Here is a 20,705-nt window from a genome sequence, read left to right on the forward strand (position 1 = left end):
TCGCGTGCCGACTCTATCCCGAAGAGCAGGAGCAGGCAGCCGAAGCGACCCAGATCGCCACCGAGGGTGGAGAAATCGGCAAAAAGGTCGAATGGCAGAGCAGCGTCCGCGACAATGTTTCGGGCAGTTCGACCGTCTCGTCCAAAAATGCCTTGCCCGACGGCACGCCGTGCATGGTTCTGGCCGATATCGTGATTGTCGATGGCGAGGAGCTGAAAGTCTCGAAAACCATGTGCAAGCTGCCCGGCGCCGCCCGCTATACGATCATGAACAGCTGAATCCGCGCATCCCTGGCGCTCCTTCTGTGTCCCATAGCGGCTGCCGGACGCTGCAATCTGTCGCAATCATGAACAATGTCCGGCAATTGATACAATTTGCGACAATTTTTGTCTGTTCTGACAAAGTTCAGCGACAAGTGGCTATTAGAAGAACATTCATGGCGGAACGATAGACCGTTTCCCTGAAATGGAACATGAGGAATAGATTATGAAAAAGCAATTTTGATTTCGAGCGCTACTGCACTTTTGCTGGCTGGCGGCGTTGCCGTTGCTGCACCCGGTGACCGGGGCATGCGGGCTGACACCAATGCCGACGGCGCGATCAGCCGGGCTGAAATGACCGCATCGCTGAACACTCGCTTTGCCAAGATGGATGTGAACAGCGATGGTTATCTCTCCAAGGAAGATCGCGAAGCGAAACGCGCTGAACGCTCCGCCCAGCGGACCGAGCGTTTTGCCAAGGCCGACACCAATGGTGACGGCGAACTGAGCCAGGCCGAAATGGAAGCGGCCCGCGCTGAACGCAAGGCTGCCCGCTTCGCCCGCGCCGACAAGGACGGCAATGGCACGCTCAGCCAGGAAGAAGCCAAGGCCATGAAGGGCAAGCGCGGCGGCAAGGGCATGCGCGGCAAAGGCAACAAGCGTGGCGGTCACGGCATGGCGATGATGCGCAACGCCGACACCAATGGTGACCAGAAGATCAGCAAGGCCGAATTTACCGCAGCGGCAATGGCCCATTTCGACAAGGCCGATGCCAACAAGGACGGCAAGCTGACCAAGGAAGAACGCCAGGCGGCCTTCAAGGCCGGCAAGGGCGAACGGAATAAAAGAGGCGGTTAATCCCTGAACCACTCTTTGCGAACGGATCGTCAGCCATCTCCCTTCTCCCCCAAATTGGCTGGCGGTCCGTTCCTTTTTCAGAACCTGTGATAGGGCGAACCCATGACGAACAAGACCCACATATTGCTGGTCGATGACGAAGCCTCGCTCCGCGAGCCACTGGCCGAATATCTGATCAAGCAGGGCTACAAGGTCCAGCAGGCCGCCGACGCCAGTATCGCGCGGTCGCTGCTCAATGCTTATGACTTCGACATCATCCTGCTCGACATCATGATGCCCGGCGAAGACGGCCTCAGCCTGTGCCGCTTTGTCACCGACAAGACCGATATCCCGGTCATTTTCATCAGCGCCAAGACCGAGGAAACCGAACGGATCATCGGTCTCGAACTGGGCGCCGACGACTATATCACCAAACCTTTCAGCCCGCGCGAACTGGTCGCGCGGATCAAGGTCGTGCTGCGCCGGGCCGAAAAAACGGTGTCGCGCAAAACGGCGCAAGCGGGGGCGCCTATCAATTTTCCGGCTGGACGCTGAAATGCGACAAGCGAAGCCTGGTGGATGCCGACGGCGTGAGCGTGTCACTCTCGACCGGCGAATATCAGATGCTGCTGGCGCTGGTATCCCGCGCCGGCAAGGTGCTTAACCGCGACCAGTTGCTCGACATTACCCAGGGCCGCGAGGCCCATGCCTTCGACCGCGCGGTTGACAACCAGATCAGCCGGCTGCGCCGCAAGATCGAGGCGGATCCCAAGAACCCCGAAATCATCAAGACCGTCTGGGGCGGCGGCTATGTGCTTGCCGGCGAGGTAAAATCCCTGTGAAGCGGCTTTGGCCCAACAGTCTGGTCGGCCAGCTTCTGCTGGTTGTCGCGCTGATCCTGTTGCTGGCGCAGGGGATCAACAGTTTCCTGCTCTATCGCGGCGCCCAGAACCAGAATCTGGTCGAAGCCTCGACCTCTGCAGTATCCCGCATTGCTTACGGTCTTGAACGGCAGGCCAGCGATCGCCCGGTGTCGCGCCGCGATCCTATGCGGCCGCGGCGCTGGGGCCAACTGCGATATAGTGCGGAAAGCCCGGTAACCGACGATATGCGGCGGCTGCCAGAACTGGAAGCGCGGGCTGGTCAGGCCTTTGCCAATATGGGCATCGGCTTTGCCGATATTCGCGCGACAATGCTTGGCGATCTGGCGAGTGACATGACGGGCCATGTAATAGGCACCGGTCGCAATGAACGGCGCAAAAATCCTATCAACCGGTCAATGGGTGGCGGCCCTGAAACTTCGGAAACCAAGGGTTTCATCATCATTTCCGCGCAGCAGGATGACGGCCAGTGGGTCAGCATCGCCTCCGCCGTGCGCGAACGTTCGCCCCTGCTGGTCAGGACCTTGATATTCCAGACCGTCACTATCTATCTGCTGATGCTGATTCCGCTGATCTTGCTCGGCCGCTATATTTCACGCCCGCTGAAATCGCTGACCGCGACCGCCCAGTCTTTCCGGCCCGGCACCACCGCGGCACTGGAAGAACAGGGCCCGCCCGACACACGGGAACTGATCCGCGCCTTCAACGACATGAGCGGCCGCGTGACCCGGATGATCGAGGAAAAAGACGTGATGCTGGGCGCAATCGGCCACGATCTGCGGACGCCGCTGGCAGCCTTGCGGGTGCGTGTGGAAAATGTCGAGGACGAGGGCGAACGGGAGCGGATGGTCGCGGGAATCGAGGATATGAACAATATGCTCGAGGACATCCTGTCTCTGGCGCGACTGGGTCGCTCGGCCGAACAGTCTGATCCGGTCGATATCCGCTCGCTGATCGAAACGGTCGTCGACGAGTTCAGCGATCTCGGCCGCGACGTGCGCTACCAGCGCGGCGAAAAGCAGATCGCCGCCGTCCGCGAGACCCTGGTCCGCCGGGCGCTGCGCAATCTGGTCGGCAATGCGACGCTTTACGGCACGGTTGCGGATATCTCTGTGGAAAAGTCCGGTAGCAGCCTGTTGATTCATGTTGATGATGACGGCCCCGGCATTCCCGAGGAGCGGATCGACGCGATGTTCGAGCCCTTTTTGCGCGGAGACGCATCGCGGAATCGCGCAACCGGCGGTTCCGGTCTGGGCCTGACGCTGGCCCGCGCCATAGCGCGTGACCATGGCGGGGATATCATCCTGAAAACCGTGAAAAAGGCGGGCTACGCGCCACGCTGATATTGCCGCTGGGCTGATTGCCAGCCGTTTGACAGGCCGCCCGCTATGCAGGCGTGCTAGTTCAGAGTTGCCTGCGGTTGCGCTTCCTGGGCGGTGGCGCTTATCCCTTCAGCCGCCATCTCGGCGTCGATATCCTCGGCCATCACCTTGGCCGCTTCATCAGCCGCTTTTTCCAGGGACCGGGCATCCTCCTCGATTTCTGCCTCCATTTCGGCAATCGCCTCGTCACCCTTTTCCTCGACCGGGGTTTCGGAACAGGCGGCGATAAGCAGGGCGCTCAGCCCGAGAAGCGTCCGCGCGCTCATGGTTTCACCGGCATCGTGAAGTCCGCGTCGCTATTGGCGATGATCGACAGCACCGTGGTCCAGGCCGCGACATTCTGCCGCAATTGCTCGGGATCGATCTTGTCGAGCGTGTCGTCCGGCGTGTGGTGGAGATCAAAATAGCGGCTGCCATCCTGCTGCAGGTCGATGATCGCCAGATTGCTGTCGCTGATGATCGGACCGATATCCGCCCCGCCGCCGGCAGCGCCGGCAGAACGGCCGATACCCAGATTGAGCAGGCTGGACGCTATTTCGTCCGCTACCGGCCTGGCGCCATCGGGCAGGGTGAACTCCACCCGCCAGACCTTGTCGGCACCAAAATCCGATTCCATGGCAATCGCGTGTTTCTTGTCGCGATGGGCGTCGCGATAGGCCTTGCCGCCCCAGATGCCGACTTCCTCGGCGCCCGCCCAGAGCAGCCTGATCGTGCGCAAGGGCTGGCCGTGATCCTTGATATTCTTTGCCGCTGCCGTGATGATCCCGCATCCTGCGGCATCGTCAAAGGCACCGGTAGCCAAATCCCAGCTGTCGAGATGACAGGCGACCAATATCATCGGCAGTTCCGGCTCGCGCCCGACCACTTCGGCGATGACATTGCCCGATTCCTGCTGGCCGATATTCTGCGGCGTCAGCACCAGATTCATCGTGACCGGCTTTCCGTCCTTGCGCGCCAGCTTGACCATCCGCTCGAGATTGTCGGCATCGGGCAGCGACAATGCGCCCGCCGGGATAGCTTTGACGCCCTCACCAAAGCCGGTGCTGCCGGTATGGGGATTGCGGTGATAGTCGGTACCGATCGACTTGATGACATAGGCTACCGCACCTTTCTGCGAGGCGATCGACGGCCCGAACCAGCGGATCGGACCAAAAGCGCTATAGCCGGAACCATCCTGCGCCCGGTGCATCTTGTGGGTTACAAAAGCGATTTTTCCGTCGAGACTGCCGTCTGGCACCGCTTTCAGCGCGTCGAGCGAGTCGAAATAGGCGACCTCCGCAGTAATCCCTTTCTCGCCCGTGCTGCCGCTGTTGCCGAGCGCGGTGACGATCAGCTTCTGCGGATAGGGCGCAACAACCGCCGCCGTTTCTTCGCCGCGGACCCAGGTTGGCATCATAAACGGCTCACTGCGGACATTCTGGAAACCCAGGGCCTTCAGCCTGGCAACCGACCAGTCCCGCGCCCGTGCCTCTTGCTCGGTACCCGCCTGTCGCGGCCCGACCTCGGTGGTCAGCCCCTCGACGATGTCATAGGCGATTTCATCCTGCAGCGCCTTGGCCTGCAGTGTCATCGCATCATGATTCTGGGCCAGAGCGGCGGTGGACAAAGACAGCGCGGTCACGCCGGCGAACAGGGTGGATATTTTTCTCATGCCGGCTGACTAACCCGCCTTATCTCGTTTGCCAATAGGCTGGCCAATGGTCTCTTGCGACAGGCGGTCGGAATAGCTACATGGTCCATCAAACAAGCCCTAATTTCCGTTAATGCTGCGCTTGCCGAGACCTGCCGACCGATCGGTGCGTTCGACAGGCTCGGGGCTAGCGACATTTGAATAAGAGAGAATTTATAATGGCCGTCCAATATAGCTATGTCATGAAAGGTCTGACCAAGACTTTCCCCGGTGCTCCCAAGCCGGTTCTGGATAATATCCACCTGCAATTCCTGCCGGGCACGAAAATCGCCATCATCGGCAAGAACGGCGCCGGTAAGTCGACCCTGATGAAGATCATGGCCGGTCAGGACGAGGAATTTCAGGGCGAGGCCTGGGCAGGCGAGGGCATTCGCGTTGGCTATCTGGCTCAGGAGCCGCATCTCGACGAGACCAAGACGGTCAAGGAAAATGTCATGGACGGCGTCCGCGAAGTCGCCGATCTGGTCGCCCGCTTCAACGAAATCTCCACGATCATGGGTGACCCGCCGGAAGATGCGGATTTTGACGCGCTGATGGAGGAAATGGGCACGCTGCAGGAAAAATCGACGCTGTCGATGGCTGGACCCTCGACAACCAGCTCGAAATCGCGATGGAAGCGTTGCGCTGCCCGCCCGGCGACAGTCCGGTGACCGATCTCTCCGGTGGCGAGAAGCGCCGCGTGGCGCTTTGCCGCCTGCTGCTCGACAAGCCGGAAATCCTGATGCTCGACGAACCGACCAACCATCTCGATGCCGAAAGCGTCGCCTGGCTCGAAAAGCATTTGATCGACTATCCGGGCAACGTCATTCTCGTCACCCATGACCGCTATTTCCTCGACAATGTCGTGAACTGGGTGCTCGAAATCGACCGCGGCAAGGGCATTCCGTTCGAGGGCAATTATTCCAACTGGCTCGACGCCAAGGCCAAGCGGATGGCGCAGGAAGAGCGCGAGGACAAGAGCCGCCAGAAGGCGATCGAAAACGAGCTGCAATGGATGCGGCAGAGCCCCAAGGCGCGGCAGACCAAGTCCAAGGCGCGTATCAAATCCTTTGACGATCTCGTGGCTTCTCAGGAAAACCGCGTTGTCGGCAAGGCGCAGATTCTGATCCAGACGCCGGAACGGCTTGGCTCCAAGGTGATCGAAGCCAAGGGGCTGACCAAGGCCTATGGCGACAAGCTCTTGTTCGAAGATCTCGAATTTTCTCTGCCGCCGGGCGGTATTGTCGGCATTATCGGCGCCAACGGCGCGGGTAAGACGACCCTGTTCCGGATTATCACCGGTCAGGAAACCCCGGACAGCGGAACACTCGAACTGGGCGACACGGTCAAGCTCGGCTATGTCGACCAGAGCCGGGACGAACTTGACGCATCGAAAAATATCTGGGAAGAAATTTCCGGCGGCCATGATTATTTCACCTTTGGCAAGAATGAAGTCCAGACCCGCGCCTATGTCGGCGCGTTCAACTTCAAGGGTGTCGACCAGCAGAAGAAGGTTGGCCAGCTGTCCGGCGGTGAACGCAACCGCGTCCATCTCGCCAAGATGCTGAAAGAAGGCGGCAACGTGCTGCTGCTCGATGAACCGACCAACGATCTCGACGTCGAAACCCTGCGCGCGCTCGAAGACGCGCTCGAAACCTTCGCCGGCTGCGCCGTGGTTATCTCGCATGACCGCTTCTTCCTCGATCGTCTCGCGACCCATATCCTGGCGTTCGAAGGCGACAGCCATGTGGAGTGGTTTGAAGGGAACTTTGAGGCCTATGAAGAGGATAAGCGGCGTCGTTTGGGTGACGCGGCGGATCGGCCTACGCGGGTGGCTTATAAGAAATTGACGCGTTGATGCGCACCTTCTCCCATGAGGGAGAAGGATATGCAGGCTTATGAGCGCAGCGAATTAGCCGGAGTTGGATGAGGGTGTTCTGACGATAGTTTCGTGAGCAACTCTGCCCGCAGTAAACCCTCACCCAGCTGCGACTAACGAACAAGTTCGTGAGTCTTCGCAATCCTCTCCCTTGAGGGAGAGGGGGCTAATTGCCTCTGGCGATGTGTATTTCCCTGACTATCGCCTCCAATACCCCTTCTACATTCTCCATCACATCATTGTTCCAGAAGCGGATGACGCGATAACTGTGGGCTTCGATGATCTTGGTGCGCTCTGCATCCTTGCCTTCGCTGTGCTGGCCACCATCGAGTTCGATTGCGAGCCTGATACTCCTCGCGGCAAAGTCTGCGACATAAGGGCCGATGGGAAATTGTTTTACGAATTTGACATTGTCCAATTGCCGGTTGCGGAGGCGCGACCAGAGCTTGCTTTCAGCGTCGGTCATATCACGGCGCAGCGAGCGTGCTCTTCTGGTTAGACGTTTCTCTCCCAATGCTCCCTCCTTCACCTTCTCCCGTGAGGGAGAAGGATGCGAAGACTTGGCAATTCATTGCCTAGTCGTAGCTGGATGAGGGCGTTCTGCGCTTGAGAGTACAGAACACCCTCATCCAACGCCGCCTAATTCGCTCTGCTCATAAGGCTCTGTACCCTTCTCCCTCACGGGAGAAGGGGGGCGCAACAATTTCTCTGAAAAATGACCGGCAGTATCAAACGGTGGCGGTCGGTTTTCCCGCCAGGCTAACCCCAACAATCGCCACCAGCGCCGCAACAAACCCGGGAATAATCTCGTAAACACCGGAACCACCCATGAATTCCTTGTTCCAGCCCATGGCAATCCACAGGATCACCACGCCGGCACCGACGACCAGTCCAGACACCGCGCCAGCACCGGTCATCCGCTTCCAGGTCAGCGACAGCAGGATCAGCGGCCCGAACGCCGCACCGAAGCCGGCCCAGGCGTTTGACACCAATCCCAATACCTTACTGTCCGGATCGCGGGCGATATAGATCGCGACCAGCGCGACCAGCGCGACAAACAGCCGCCCGACATTGACGGTTTCCCGTTCGCTCGCATTCTTGCGCAGGAACAGGCGGTAGAAATCCTCGGTCAGGGAACTGGAGGAGACCAGCAGTTGCGAGCTGATCGTGCTCATGATCGCGGCGAGCAGGGCGGCGAGCAGGAAGCCGGTGATCAGCGGGTGAAACAATGTGTTGGCCAGCAGGATGAAGATGGTTTCCGGATCCTCGAGAATCAGTCCGTTCATCTCGACATAGGCGCGGCCGGTGATGCCGACGCCGATTGCGCCGAGCAGGGCAACACCCATCCAGCTCATGCCGATATTGCGCGCCTTGGGCACGTCCGCGACCGAGCGGATTGCCATGAAGCGCACGATGATATGCGGCTGGCCGAAATAGCCGAGGCCCCAGGTGACGGCGGAAAGAAAGCCGATGAAGGACAGGCCCGCGGTCAGGCTGAGGAAATTCGGGTCGATCGCGTCGAGCTGGCTGCTGACCGCGCTGATCCCGCCATCGTCGGTCATCACCACGATCGGCATCAGCACCAGCGCCACGACCATGATACAGCCCTGGACAAAATCCGTCAGGCTGACGGCGAGAAAGCCGCCGACCATCGTATAGGCGAGCACCACGCCGGCGGTCATCCAGATGCCAGACATATAGTCGCTCATGCCGGTATCGCCGAACAGTCCGGCAAAGCTGGTCTCGAACAATTTGCCGCCGCCGACCAGACCGGCTGCGGTATAGACGGCGAAGAACAGGACGATGATGATCGCGGATGTCACGCGCAGGGCCAAAGCCTTGTCGGGAAAGCGGTTGGCCAGAAATTCGGGGATGGTGAGGGCGTTGCCCATGCGTTCGGTCTGCTCGCGCAGGCGCGGCGCGACGACGATCCAGTTGACCAGCGCGCCCAGAAACAGGCCGATGCCGATCCACACCTCGACCAGTCCGGCGGCATAAAGCGCACCGGGCAGGCCAAGCAACAGCCAGCCCGACATGTCGGACGCCCCGGCAGACAGGGCGGCTACCGCGGGATGGAGGTTTCTGCCGCCAAGCAGATAGCCTTCGCTGCTATCGGTGGATTTGCGCCACGCATAATAGCCGATGGCCAGCATGCCGATGAAATAAAGGGCGAGTGAGATAAGGGCTCCGGTTTGCATCCGACGGTCATAACGATTTTGACGCGCAAGTCACCACCTGGCTTTTGGCGAAGCCGCTTCGTCGGGCCGAGGCAGTTATGGCGTACCTTCTCCCGTGAGGGAGAAGGATGTGCAGACTTGGCAGCTTGCTGCCTAGTCGAAGCTGGATGAGGGTGTTTTGCACTTCAGAGTACAGAACACCCTCATCGAACGCCGCCTAATTCCCCCGGATCAAATCCGGGGTCATAAGGCTCTGTATCCTTCGCCCTCACGGGAGAAGGAGTGCTCACCGCAGCCGTTTCACAAATAATTGCCCGTTTTCATCGCGTTTGGTCTGGAAGTTCGGAACCTCTTCGAACATTTCCGACAGCCGGGAGAAGCCGTAGTTGCGCACATCGAAACTCGACCGGTTGCCGGCAATCTTGCCGACCTCGCTCAGGCTGGCATAGCCCTCGGCGTCACGTTTGGTCGCCTGATAAGCGTCGATCAGCAGGTTGAGCAGTTCGTCATCCACCTTGCCGCCGCTGCTTTCGCCAGATCCAGCGGCGCCATCGGACTTGGCTGACGTCTTGACGTCACTTTTGCTGCCGCCAACACGGTGCCGCTTGTCCGCCTTGATCAGCGCATCCACGTCGATAAAGCGGCTGCAGGCCTGTTTGAAGGCTTCTGGCGTCTTGGCGCTGCCGAAACCGTAGACGGGCAGGCCTTCCTGCCGGATGCGCATGGCCAGCGGCATGAAGTCGCTGTCGCTGCTCATGATCCCGAAACCGGTAACATTACCGCGGAACAGCAGGTCCATCGCGTCGATTGTCATCTTCATGTCGGTGGCATTCTTGCCCTTCGTCATGTCGAACTGCTGCTGCGGCTCGACACCATATTTGTGCAGGATGTCGACCCAGCCCTTGAGCGACTGTTTGCGCCAGTTCCCATAGGCGCGGCGGATATTCACCGTACCCAGCTCGGCCAGGGCGGTCAGTACGGGATCGAGGCCGTTGTGACTGGCATTGTCGGAATCGATCAGCAGGGCGATATTGTCATTATGTTGGTTCATGACGCTTTGATGGACCGCGGGGGGAGGGCGTTCAAGAGGAAAAACGCTGTCCTACAGCGGGGTGGATCGATTATATGAGGCGTGGCTCTTTGACAGGCAGCATATCGATTGCGCGCGAACACCGCTGGCGCATGCGCTTAAGCTCGGCCTGGTTCCGGGAACAGGGAATTTTTTATAACAGTGTAAAGTTTGTAAAGTTCGCCGGCACAATAGGCGCGAAACCAAAGGACAAGATTCGTTACATTCTCAAGACAGCGAATCAAGTCACTGAAATTACGGGGTTCACAAGTTCCGTTCAGTCCACGACCGCAAATTGGTCGCTTTCCTGATCGAGGACATGCATTTTTCCCTCGGCAATCGCGAACCAGGCGCCAATCAGGCGAATCGAGCCTTCCGCTTCTTTTTCCTGAATGCAGGGGAAGGTCCGCAAATTGGCGAGGCTGGTTCTGACGCCTTCATGTTCCATCGCCAGCTGGGCGGCGCTGCTGCCGAGATCTCCGTGCTCGTGCGCGACCTTGGACCGGGCATCGTCGAGCAGGGTGATCCAGTCGGCGATAAAGCCGCCCTTGCCGTGCGGCATGTCCTTCATCTGCTCCGACAGCGCAGCAGCGCAACCGCCGCAGCTGCCATGGCCCATGACGACCACTTCCTCGACCTTGAGAAACTGGACGGCAAATTCCAGCGCGGCCGAGACGCCATGCTGGCCCGGTGTGGTCTCGAACGGCGGCACCAGAGCGGCCACATTGCGGACGATGAAGGTCTCGCCGGGGTTGGTGTCGAAAATCTGCGTCGGGTCGACGCGGCTGTCGCTGCAGGCGATGATCATCACCTTCGGGCTCTGGCCTTCCTTCAGCTCGTCCCAGCGTTGCCGCTGCGTCTGCCACTGGTCGGAACGGAAACGGCGATAGCCATCGAGAAGGTCTGAAAATTTTGTCATGTTTCAATCCATATCACCGGTTTTGGGGGTGGCAAGAGCGGTTTTCTTTCCCTATCTGATAGAAATGAACGAAATCACCAAGATCACTCCGCCGGAGCCTCGCCCCGAACGCCTGCGCAAGCCCGACTGGATTCGCGTCAAGGCCCCGATGGGCGCGGAATTCGAGAAGACCCGCGCGCTGATGCGCGAGCATAAACTTAACACGGTTTGTGAAGAGGCAGCCTGCCCGAATATCGGCGAATGCTGGACCAAGAAGCACGCTACGGTGATGATCCTCGGCGACGTCTGCACAAGGGCCTGTGCTTTCTGCAACGTCAAGACCGGCATGCCGATGCCGGTGGACCCGCTGGAGCCGCAGCACACCGCCGATGCCGCCGCCAAGCTGGGGCTGGAGCATATTGTGATCACCTCGGTCGATCGCGATGATCTGCCCGATGGCGGCGCCAGCCAGTTCGTGAAAGTGATCGAGGCCTTGCGCCGGACGACACCGAAAACCACGATCGAGATATTGACCCCGGACTTCCGCAACAAGACCGAAGCGGCGGTCGAGGCCATCGTCGCCTCCCGTCCCGACGTCTATAACCATAATCTGGAAACCGTACCGCGCCTCTATCCGACGATCCGTCCCGGCGCGCGCTATTATGCCTCGCTGCGGCTGCTGGAGCAGGTCAAGCGGCTCGATCCGTCGATCTTCACCAAGTCCGGCATCATGCTTGGTCTCAGCGAACAGCGGCTGGAAGTGCATCAGGTGATGGACGATATGCGCAGCGCCGATATCGATTTTCTGACGATGGGCCAATATCTGCAGCCGACGACCAAACATGTGAAAGTCAGCGAATTCGTCAAGCCGCAGGCCTTTGACGCTTATGCCTCCGTCGCCCGCGCCAAGGGCTTCCTGCTGGTTGCTTCCAGTCCGCTGACCCGTTCCAGCTATCACGCCGGCGAGGATTTTGCGAAGATGCGGCAGGCGCGCGAGGAAAAGCTGGCGCGTTCCGGTGAACTGAATGCCCGTCCATAGGGAAACCCGCGACCTGCCCTATAGCGCCGCGCAAATGTACGCGCTGGTCGCCGATGTCGGACGCTATCAGGAATTTCTGCCCTGGGTTGTCGGCACGCGGATACGGGCCGACAGTGAAACCGAAATGCTCGCCGATGTTCTGGTCGGTTTCAAGGGCCTGCGCGAGCAATTCTCGTCACGGGTGATCAAGGCGCACAACCAGTCGATCGATGTCGACTATCTCGACGGCCCGCTGAAGCAGTTGCACAATGAATGGCGATTCCGGTCGCGCGACGGCGGTGGCTGCCATGTCGACTTCTACGTCGAATTCACCTTCAAGAACCGGATGTTCGAGAAACTGGCCGGACAGATGTTCGCCAAGGCGCTGCACAAGATGACCAGCGCCTTTGTCGACCGCGCTGGCGAAATTTACGGCAGCAGCTACTCGCTGTCTTCGGGCAGCAGCAGTTCGAGCGCGACCAGCACGGCCTGAAAGCGGATATCGGCCCGGCTCTTGTCGTCGCCGAAATTCTTGCGGTCGGCGACCACATCATCGACGCTCTTGCCTTTTTCGGCCTTGGCAAAAACCACCGTACCAACCGGCTTTTTTCGGTCCCGCCGCCGGGTCCTGCGACTCCGGTGATCGCCACTGCGACATCGCAGCCCGAGCGCTCGAGCGCCCCCTGCGCCATTTCCCAGGCGACCGCGATGGACACCGCACCAAAGGTCTCGAGCAGATCACCGCTGACCCCCACCATCGACTGCTTGGCGTCATTGGAATAGGTGATGAAGCCGCAATCGAACACGTCGCTGCTGCCAGCCACTTCGGTCAACGCAGCCGCGACCAGACCGCCAGTACAGCTTTCGGCGACGGTAATCCGCCGGCCGATCTTGCGGTTCTGTTCGATCACCTTGGCAGCCAGCGCGGCCAGTTCGGGGGGAAGAAGATTTTGCATGGGTGTGCGGTTAGCCTATTTCTTCGCCGTTTCACAAATGTTTATCGGTGGTTTCTTGTCGCCTTGCGAACCGAGTTTCATGAACAGCCCGATCAATCCACCAACATTCGACGGCGGCAGGGGTTCCAGCAATGTGTAAGCCTCGCTGATCGTCGCACAGCTTTTGGGCTTGATTCCATCGCTGACCATGGCGGTCACAAGGCCGTCCAGGAACGGGCGCATGGCTTCGACATCCATGCTTTCCGGCATTTTTTCGCCGAACATGATCTTGATACCGAGCTTGGCCGTTGGCCAGGCCTGCTCCGACGCGGTGGTATATTTCTCGTAGGAATTCGATTTATGCTGCATCAGGGCCACGTCCTGATCGAGATAGGGGCTGCATTTCGTACCCGCCGCCTCAAATACTACCGGCAGGATATAGGTGAATATCGCATTGGCCTGTTCGGGCGAAACGCAGGCCCGTGTTTCGGCCGCCTGGGCGGCGCCGATGTTGAGCGCGCTGAGCAAGGTGACGCAGCAAGCAAGCTTTTTCATTTTTCTATCCTTCCAATATGATTGTGGCGATGGCTTGCGCCGCTATACCTTCCTTGCGCCCGGCAAAGCCCAGGCCCTCGGTGGTCGTCGCTTTGACGCTGACCCTATCCTGGCCAAGATTGAGCAGCGTTGCAATATTCTCCCTTATGGCATCCCGGTGCGGCTTTATTTTCGGCGCCTCGCAGATGATCGTCATATCGACATTCTGGATCGAGCCGCCTTTTTCGCCAATCAGCGATACCGCATGTTCGACGAATCGCGAAGAAGCCGCGCCGCGCCATTGCGGGTCCGAAGGCGGAAAATGGTCGCCTATATCGCCCGCTGCGATCGTTCCGAGCAAGGCATCGGTCAGCGCGTGCAGCAGGACATCGGCATCGCTGTGCCCGGCAAGGCCTTTGTCGTGATCGATTTTGACACCGCCCAGCCATAAATCCTCGCCGGCGGCCAACCGGTGCACATCATAGCCCATCCCGGTACGTGTCTGGCGCATATATTCTGTTCCTTCTGCGGCAAAATCTCCGGGCAACGTATATTTCTTGAGCGCTTCGTCACCCTCGACCGTCGATACCGCGTGCCCGGCGGCCTGGAAAATCTGCGCATCATCGCTGGCATCCTGACCGGCGGCAAAATTTTCATGGGCCGCGACCAGCTTCCGGAAGTCAAAGGCTTGCGGGGTTTGCACCCGCCAAAGGCTTTCCCGGTCAACCGTCCGGTCGAGCCGGTCGCCGGTCAGTTTCACCATCGTATCGACGCAGGGCAGAACCGGAATGGCGGCCGACGCCGTTTCCAGCCCGTCCAGAAGACGGTCAATCACGCTATCGGGGAGAAAGGGGCGCGCGGCATCGTGAACCAGAATATTTCTGGCGCCGCCGGCCTGCAAAATAGCCCTCAACCCGTTGTAGACCGATTGCTGCCGGGTAGCGCCGCCGATCACGATCTTGTAAGAGGAAAGGGGGGCAAGAGTCTGATTTAACAGTTCTTCCTGTCCCGCCGCGACCACGATCCAGATCCGGTCAATGTCGGGATGGGCCGAAAGCCGCTCGACGCTGTGCCGGACCATCGGCTTGCCGCCAATAATTTCGTATTGTTTCGGGATGCCCAGTCCTGCCCGCGCGCCGACACCGGCGGCTACAATCAGCGCGTGGGTCTGCTGGGAAGGATCGGGGGCTGCAACCATGAATCGCGATCTACGCCGAGAAAGGGGATGAAGCAATTCTTGCCTCAAAATTGATTTGGCGATAGAGGCTGCTTAAATTTTAGGCAGTAGATATGAAACTTGATCCCATCTTCATCGGCGACTTGAAAATCGAGAGCCCGGTCATTCTGGCGCCAATGACCGGTGTCACCGATTTGCCGTTCCGCAAGCTGGTCCGGCGATTTGGTTCCGGGCTCAATGTCACGGAAATGATCGCCAGCCAGGCGATGATCCGGGAAACGCGCCAGTCGTTGCAGAAATGCGCCTGGGACGCGACCGAGGAACCGGTGTCGATGCAACTCGCCGGCTGCGATCCTGCGGTCATGGCAGACGCCGCCAGGCTCAACGCGGATCGCGGCGCGCAGATCATCGATATCAATATGGGGTGCCCGGTGAAGAAGGTTGTCAACGGCGATGCCGGATCGGCCTGATGCGGGACCTTCCGCTTGCTGCGTCTCTGATCAAGGCGACGGTTGAGGCGGTCGACGTACCGGTGACCGTCAAGATGCGGATGGGCTGGGACCATCAAAGCCTCAATGCGCCGGAACTGGCGCATATAGCCGAGGACCTGGGAGCCAAGATGATCGTCGTGCACGGGCGGACCCGCTGCCAGATGTACCGCGACAGCGCCGACTGGGAATTTGTCAGCAAGGTCAAGCAGGCGGTTTCTCTGCCGGTGATCGTCAATGGTGACATCTGCTCTCTCGAAGACGGGGAGAAAGCGCTCGAACTGAGCGGCGCGGATGGTGTGATGATCGGTCGTGGCGCTTATGGAAAGCCGTGGCTGCTTGGCCAGTTCATGCACTGGTTCAAGACGGGGGAACGGCTGCCCGATCCCGACATCGCGACGCAATATGCCATTCTCGACGAACATTATCGCGATATGCTGAAGCTCTACGGCGACGATGTCGGCGTCAAGGTGGCACGCAAGCATATCGGCTGGTACACCAAGGGCCTGACCGGCTCGGCAGAATTCCGCAACCGGGCGAACAGCGAAGGCGACCCCTATATCGTGCTCGAAATGCTGGAAGAATTTTATTCGCCCTGGCTGAACAAAGCAGCTGCTTGATGGACGGCACGCCTCCGGCTGAACAGATTCTGGCCGGGCTCAGTCACGCTTTGCTGGTCGTCGACTCCGACCATATGGTCATCAGGGTCAATCCCGCGGGGGAAGCGCTGTTCGGCACCAGCGCCAAGCATCTGGTCGGACGGAGGATCGGACAGGTCCTGCACTTCTCCGATCCCAGACTGGACGGGGCGCTGACCGAACGGGACATCAGCCTGACCGCGCGCGGGGTGATGATTTCCGGCGACGATCGCAAGCTGGGCATCGTCGATTTCGACATTCATCCGCTGGCCTCGGATTCCGAATGGCGTCTGATTTCCCTGTCGCCGATGCCGCAGGATGGACCGATTCTGGAAAACGAGAATAATGACCCGTCCGATCTTGCCATCCGCGCGCCGGACATTCTCAGCCACGAGATCAAGAACCCGCTGGCGGCGATCAAGGGCGCGGCGCAATTGCTCGACCGGCAACTGAACGAAAGCCAGAAACCGCTGACCCAGATGATCACCGCGGAAGTGGAACGAGTGGTCAATCTGCTCAACCGGATGCAGACCCTGTCTTCCAATCAGCCGGCCCAGACCAAGGCGGTCAATATCCACACGCTGATCGATCGGGCGCGGCGATCGATCGAGGCGGCAACCGGTCAGGCAGTGAAGATCCACGACAAGTTCGATCCCTCGTTGCCGGATGCTTTGATCGACCCGGACGCGATGATGCAGGTGCTGACCAATGTGCTGGCCAATGCCGTCGACGCGACCAAACATCTGCCAGACCCGCAGATCCGCATCATCACCCGTTACAGTTTCGGCGCTTCGCTGTCAGCGCAGGGGCAAACGGCGGCGATCCGCCTGCCGATCCAGATCATGGTTTGCGACAATGGGCCGGGCGTTCCCGCCGAACTGGAGCGGGAGATATTCTCGCCCTTCGTCTCGACCAAGAAGGAAGGGCAGGGGCTGGGTCTCGCGCTGGTGAAAAAGCTGATGCGGGATATGAACGGGCGCATTCGCTACGACCGCGAAAACCAGGACGAGATGAGCCGCTTCACCCTGTTTCTTCCCGTTGCTCCGAAAAACTGACGTCAGGACAAATCATGGCCAAAGAAAAATCATATTGGTGGAAGACGATCTGTCGGTCAGCCATGTCATCATCACCGCCCTGCGCGCCGAGGGCTATGAAGTGGAGAATTGCAAGTCGATCGCAGAGCGCGACGCGCTGATGTCGAGCAGCCATTATGATCTGCTGCTCACCGACGTCGGGCTGGGCGAGGGGGAGGGCGACGGCATATCCTCGCTCGACAGCGTCAAGGCGACCCATCCGGATATCCCGATCATCATCATTTCCGCCCAGAACACGCTCAACACCGCGGTCCGCGCGTCGGAGACCGGGGCCTTTGAATATCTGCCCAAGCCGTTCGATCTCGACGAGCTGGTAGAAGTCGTCGGCCAGGCGCTGAAACCGAAGAATATCCAGCCGATCGAACCGTCGATGGACGAGGAAAGCCTGCCGCTGGTCGGCCGCAGCCCGGCGATGCAGGAGGTCTACCGGATGATCGCCCGGCTGCTGAAAAACGATCTGTCGGTGCTGGTGCTGGGCGAATCGGGTACCGGCAAGGAACTGGTCGCCGAAGCGATCCACAGCCTCGGCCACCGCAAATCCGGTCCGTTCATCGCGGTCAACATGGCGGCGATTCCATCGGAACTGATCGAGGCGGAGCTGTTTGGCCACGAAAAGGGCGCCTTCACCGGTGCGGTTGCCAATGCCTCGGGCAAGTTCGAGCAGGCGCAGGGCGGCACGCTGTTCCTCGACGAGATCGGCGACATGCCGATGCATGCCCAGACCCGTCTGCTGCGCGCGCTGCAATCGGGCGAGATCAACCGTGTCGGTGGCAAGGGGCTGGTCAAGCTCGACGTCCGCATCATCGCCGCGACCAACCACGATTTTCTCGAGCTGATCGAGGAAGGGAAATTCCGCGAGGATCTCTACTACCGGATCAATGTGGTGCCGATCGAACTGCCACCGCTCCGCGAGCGGGCCAGCGATATTCCCGCCCTGACCAAGCATTTCCTCAAGCTCGCGGTCACCGAAGGCCTGCCGCACAAGCAGATCTCGCAGGAGGGCATGAACCTGCTCTGCCACCATTATTGGCGCGGTAATGTCCGGGAGCTGAAAATGTCATCTACCGGCTGGTCGTGACCGGCCGGGAGGACACGCTGTCCGAGGACGCCATCCGGCAGATACTCGCCGCCGAACGCAGCGAGGACCGGGTGGAATCGGCGAATATGGAATTCGAGGCCCATATCAAGTCGATTGTGCTCGACCTGATGGCCGCGCCGGAAAGGGAAAATCTCTACGCCCAGGCCCTGGAGAAGTTCGAGAAGCCGCTGCTGACCGAGATGATGCACCACGCCCACGGCAACCAGATCAAGGCCGCAAAAATCCTCGGGATCAACCGCAACACGCTGCGCAAGAAGCTCAATGAATATCAGATCGACCCGTCCGAGTCGAAATGACGGGCCGCGATGAAGTGACGGATTGCTTCGCCCAACCGTGATATTTTTACAATATTAGTGCTTTTTCTGCAACGAAACTGTTGTATTGAAAGCACAATGACAGTGTCCACCCCCCTGACGGAACAGCGTGTCCCCAACTGGCTGCGGCGTCTTTCCCTGATGGCCGAAAAAGAGGCGGTCATGCGGCGGGTGGAATGGATCGTGGCGCTGCTGTTCGGCGCGATCATGCTGGCCACCTATTTCCTGCTGCGCACACAATCCGACCAGACCGACTTCATCTCGCCGCCGCTGACCGCGGCGCTGCTGGTTGCAAACCTGATCCCGGCGATGACCTTGCTGGTCCTGTTCGGGCGCCGGATCGCCAAGGGCAGGGCAGCGCAGTCCTCGATCGGCAGCAAGGGGCGCCTGCACGTGCGGCTGGTCGCCCTGTTCTCGCTGGTGGCAAGCATCCCGATGGTACTGGTGGTGATCTTTGCGTCGCTATTGTTCCAATATGGCGTGGAATTCTGGTTTTCCGACCGCGCCCGCGGCATGCTGGAAAATGCCAATGATCTGGCGCGCGGCTATTATGAGCAAAACCAGCGCGAGGTCGGTGAAGAAACGATCACCATGGCCAATGATTTGCGCAACTATTTGCAACAGGCCAATCTGGAAAGCCCGGAATTTGCCGAGGGCTATGTCTTTCAGGTGCTGTCGCGCAAGCTCAATGAATCGGCGATCATCGAATATGGGACAGATGGCGTCGCGCGCACGGCAGCGGCGGTGGATCCCGATGACGGCGATCAGCAACCGAAGATCACCGATGCCGTGCTGAAACAGTTGCAGGAGGGACAGAGCTATGTCGTGACGGCAAGACCGGACAAGATTGAGGCGGTTACCGCGCTCGACCTGAAATCGCGTATATTTCTGTACGCGCGCGCGACTCCGACATGCTGGCGCTCAGCCAGTGGGAGAGGGCGCAATCGGTCCTCGCCGACTATGAGGACCTGTTTTCCCGCTCACGCAGCCTGCAGCTGCAGTTCAATATCGCCCTCTTCGTGATTTCGCTGCTGATCGTCGGGCTGGTGTTGTGGATCGCACTGGCGGTCGCCGACCGGATGGTCAAACCGGTCAGCGATCTGGTTCACGCGGCCAAGCGGGTCACCGAAGGCGATCTGGCCACGCGGGTTCCCACGACCTTTGAAAATGACGAGATCGGCACGCTGGGACGGGCGTTCAACCGGATGACCGAGCGGCTGGAAACCCAGACGACCGCGCTGATCACGGCGAACGAGCAACTGGGCAGCCGCCGCGCCTTCATCGAAGCGGTTCTGGAATCGGTCACCGCCGGCATCATCAGCTTGGACGAAAAAGGCGAAATCCGGTTGGTCAATTCGCAAGCCCAGTCGCTGCTGTCCAAACCGATCGACGATCTGCTCGATGCCGATATCGGCAAGGCAGCCCCGCAATTTGCCGAACTGGTCAGGGACGGCGTTGAAAACAGCATCATCGAATTTGCTTCCGATTCGGACATGCGGACTTTGGCGGTCAAGATCGTCGGCGGGCCCACCGGACATGTCATCACCTTCGAGGACATCACCCAGCAACTGCTCGACCAGCGGCGCGCGGCCTGGTCCGATGTCGCCCGGCGGATCGCGCACGAAATCAAGAATCCGCTGACCCCGATCCAGCTGGCTGCTGAAAGGCTGCAGCGCAGATTCGGCTCGCGGATGACCGAAGATGTCACCGTGTTTGAAAATCTCACCAATACGATCATCCGGCAGGTCGGCGACCTGCGAAATATCGTCGACGAATTTTCCTCTTTCGCGCGGATGCCCAAGCCGGTTTTCCGCAAGGAAAATCTCGATGATGTCCTGAAACAGGCGCTGTTCATGCAGGATGTCGCATGGCCGGCCATCACATTCAATTTCATCTCTGATGAGCAGCCGGTGTCGCTTGTATGCGACGCCGACAACTGGGGCAGGCCTTCACCAATATCATCAAAAATGCTGCAGAAGCAATTGAGCAGAAAGCCGAATCCAGCGCCGATTTCCAGGTTTCCGATGGCGAAATAGCACTGGCGATCCGCAACGAGAACCAGCTTGTCGTTATTGAGCTGACCGACAATGGCATCGGTCTGCCGATCGAACGCGACCGGATTGTCGAGCCCTATATGACGACCCGGGCCAGCGGCACCGGACTGGGCCTCGCGATCGTCAAGAAGATCATCGAGGAACATTTCGGCGAAATGAAATTCAGCGACGCACCCGATGGCGGCACGCGCGTAACGATCCGGCTTAGCCCGTCGCAACTGGCGCGATTGTCGCACGGGACGGCAGAAATCCCGGACCGAGATGGGCCGGCATCTGAAGATAGTGAACAATGAGCAATAGAG

18 protein-coding genes and 5 pseudogenes are annotated in these 20,705 nt (G+C 59.5%); 14 read left to right on the forward strand and 9 right to left on the reverse strand.

What is annotated here, in order from left to right:
• The 4 genes and pseudogenes from C8024_RS03075 to C8024_RS22790 form a co-directional block, all read left to right on the forward strand.
• Positions 1 to 278 (forward strand): annotated as a pseudogene (locus tag C8024_RS03075) (hypothetical protein); the annotation flags it as partial.
• A gap of 222 nt (positions 279 to 500) precedes the next feature.
• Complete coding sequence (locus C8024_RS03080; RefSeq protein WP_173202909.1) at positions 501 to 1,118, forward strand: hypothetical protein; 618 nt, start codon at positions 501 to 503, stop codon at positions 1,116 to 1,118.
• 102 nt (positions 1,119 to 1,220) lie between these two features.
• A pseudogene (locus C8024_RS03085) lies at positions 1,221 to 1,939 on the forward strand (response regulator).
• Positions 1,936 to 3,321: a HAMP domain-containing sensor histidine kinase gene (locus C8024_RS22790; RefSeq protein ID WP_173202910.1), complete on the forward strand. Its 1,386-nt coding sequence runs from the start codon at positions 1,936 to 1,938 to the stop codon at positions 3,319 to 3,321. Before C8024_RS03085 ends, C8024_RS22790 begins: the two are co-directional and overlap by 4 nt.
• A 56-nt stretch (positions 3,322 to 3,377) precedes the next feature.
• Here the strand turns inward: C8024_RS22790 and C8024_RS03095 are convergent, their stop codons facing one another.
• Both C8024_RS03095 and C8024_RS03100 read right to left on the reverse strand, forming a co-directional pair.
• A complete protein-coding gene (locus C8024_RS03095; RefSeq protein ID WP_173202911.1) occupies positions 3,378 to 3,626 on the reverse strand; it encodes a hypothetical protein in 249 nt (82 codons plus the stop codon).
• On the reverse strand, positions 3,623 to 5,011 hold the full coding sequence (locus C8024_RS03100) for a M28 family peptidase (protein WP_173202912.1): 1,389 nt from the start codon (positions 5,009 to 5,011) through the stop codon (positions 3,623 to 3,625). Before C8024_RS03100 ends, C8024_RS03095 begins: the two co-directional genes overlap by 4 nt.
• Before the next feature lie 197 nt (positions 5,012 to 5,208).
• Here C8024_RS03100 and ettA point away from each other — a divergent pair.
• Positions 5,209 to 6,887, forward strand: a pseudogene (gene ettA, locus C8024_RS03105) (energy-dependent translational throttle protein EttA).
• Positions 6,888 to 7,074: 187 nt separating this feature from the next.
• Here the strand turns inward: ettA and C8024_RS03110 are convergent.
• The 4 genes from C8024_RS03110 to C8024_RS03125 form a co-directional block, all read right to left on the reverse strand.
• Positions 7,075 to 7,374 carry an endonuclease domain-containing protein gene (locus tag C8024_RS03110; RefSeq protein WP_173202913.1) on the reverse strand — a complete coding sequence of 100 codons (300 nt, stop codon included), beginning with the start codon at positions 7,372 to 7,374 and terminating at the stop codon, positions 7,075 to 7,077.
• Between the two features lie 262 nt (positions 7,375 to 7,636).
• Positions 7,637 to 9,106 (reverse strand): sodium/proline symporter PutP, encoded by a 1,470-nt coding sequence (putP, locus tag C8024_RS03115; protein WP_173202914.1) that lies wholly within the window; start codon positions 9,104 to 9,106, stop codon positions 7,637 to 7,639.
• Between the two features lie 265 nt (positions 9,107 to 9,371).
• On the reverse strand, positions 9,372 to 10,136 hold the full coding sequence (locus C8024_RS03120; RefSeq protein ID WP_100094732.1) for an NYN domain-containing protein: 765 nt from the start codon (positions 10,134 to 10,136) through the stop codon (positions 9,372 to 9,374).
• 295 nt (positions 10,137 to 10,431) lie between these two features.
• Positions 10,432 to 11,073, reverse strand: coding sequence for a carbonic anhydrase (locus C8024_RS03125; RefSeq protein ID WP_173202915.1), 642 nt, complete (start codon positions 11,071 to 11,073; stop codon positions 10,432 to 10,434).
• A 64-nt stretch (positions 11,074 to 11,137) separates the two neighbouring features.
• Between C8024_RS03125 and lipA the strand changes: the two genes are divergently transcribed.
• Both lipA and C8024_RS03135 read left to right on the forward strand, forming a co-directional pair.
• Positions 11,138 to 12,091: a lipoyl synthase gene (gene lipA / locus C8024_RS03130; RefSeq protein WP_173202916.1), complete on the forward strand. Its 954-nt coding sequence runs from the start codon at positions 11,138 to 11,140 to the stop codon at positions 12,089 to 12,091.
• On the forward strand, positions 12,078 to 12,563 hold the full coding sequence (locus tag C8024_RS03135; protein ID WP_100094734.1) for a type II toxin-antitoxin system RatA family toxin: 486 nt from the start codon (positions 12,078 to 12,080) through the stop codon (positions 12,561 to 12,563). The genes lipA and C8024_RS03135 overlap by 14 nt, the downstream gene beginning before the upstream one ends.
• Here the strand turns inward: C8024_RS03135 and C8024_RS03140 are convergent.
• From C8024_RS03140 to C8024_RS03150, 3 genes and pseudogenes are all read right to left on the reverse strand, one after another.
• Positions 12,512 to 13,026, reverse strand: a pseudogene (locus tag C8024_RS03140) (CinA family protein). The gene C8024_RS03135 and the pseudogene C8024_RS03140 sit on opposite strands and share 52 nt — an antisense overlap.
• 15 nt (positions 13,027 to 13,041) lie before the next feature.
• Positions 13,042 to 13,560 (reverse strand): hypothetical protein, encoded by a 519-nt coding sequence (locus tag C8024_RS03145; RefSeq protein ID WP_173202917.1) that lies wholly within the window; start codon positions 13,558 to 13,560, stop codon positions 13,042 to 13,044.
• A 4-nt stretch (positions 13,561 to 13,564) separates the two neighbouring features.
• On the reverse strand, positions 13,565 to 14,737 hold the full coding sequence (locus C8024_RS03150; RefSeq protein ID WP_173202918.1) for a bifunctional 2-C-methyl-D-erythritol 4-phosphate cytidylyltransferase/2-C-methyl-D-erythritol 2,4-cyclodiphosphate synthase: 1,173 nt from the start codon (positions 14,735 to 14,737) through the stop codon (positions 13,565 to 13,567).
• A gap of 92 nt (positions 14,738 to 14,829) precedes the next feature.
• Here C8024_RS03150 and dusB point away from each other — a divergent pair.
• The 7 genes and pseudogenes from dusB (at position 14,830) to C8024_RS22810 (ending at position 20,696) form a co-directional block, all read left to right on the forward strand.
• Positions 14,830 to 15,824 (forward strand): annotated as a pseudogene (gene dusB, locus C8024_RS03155) (tRNA dihydrouridine synthase DusB).
• Positions 15,824 to 16,897 carry a nitrogen regulation protein NR(II) gene (locus C8024_RS03160; protein WP_173202919.1) on the forward strand — a complete coding sequence of 358 codons (1,074 nt, stop codon included), beginning with the start codon at positions 15,824 to 15,826 and terminating at the stop codon, positions 16,895 to 16,897. Before dusB ends, C8024_RS03160 begins: the two are co-directional and overlap by 1 nt.
• 37 nt (positions 16,898 to 16,934) lie before the next feature.
• Positions 16,935 to 18,014, forward strand: coding sequence for a sigma 54-interacting transcriptional regulator (locus tag C8024_RS03165; protein ID WP_367947123.1), 1,080 nt, complete (start codon positions 16,935 to 16,937; stop codon positions 18,012 to 18,014).
• The gene (locus C8024_RS22795) at positions 18,011 to 18,331 is read left to right on the forward strand and encodes a helix-turn-helix domain-containing protein (RefSeq protein WP_367947119.1); all 321 of its coding nucleotides are present in this window, start codon (positions 18,011 to 18,013) and stop codon (positions 18,329 to 18,331) included. Before C8024_RS03165 ends, C8024_RS22795 begins: the two co-directional genes overlap by 4 nt.
• Positions 18,332 to 18,433: 102 nt before the next feature.
• Positions 18,434 to 19,372 (forward strand): hypothetical protein, encoded by a 939-nt coding sequence (locus tag C8024_RS22800; RefSeq protein ID WP_367947120.1) that lies wholly within the window; start codon positions 18,434 to 18,436, stop codon positions 19,370 to 19,372.
• On the forward strand, positions 19,261 to 20,385 hold the full coding sequence (locus C8024_RS22805; RefSeq protein WP_367947121.1) for a HAMP domain-containing protein: 1,125 nt from the start codon (positions 19,261 to 19,263) through the stop codon (positions 20,383 to 20,385). The genes C8024_RS22800 and C8024_RS22805 overlap by 112 nt, the downstream gene beginning before the upstream one ends.
• Positions 20,271 to 20,696, forward strand: a complete 426-nt coding sequence (locus C8024_RS22810) for a PAS domain-containing sensor histidine kinase (protein WP_367947122.1) — start codon at positions 20,271 to 20,273, stop codon at positions 20,694 to 20,696. Before C8024_RS22805 ends, C8024_RS22810 begins: the two co-directional genes overlap by 115 nt.
• Positions 20,697 to 20,705: the final 9 nt, after the last annotated feature.

The organism is Sphingopyxis sp. BSNA05 (assembly GCF_013265645.1).
Taxonomy (GTDB): Bacteria; Pseudomonadota; Alphaproteobacteria; order Sphingomonadales; family Sphingomonadaceae; genus Parasphingorhabdus.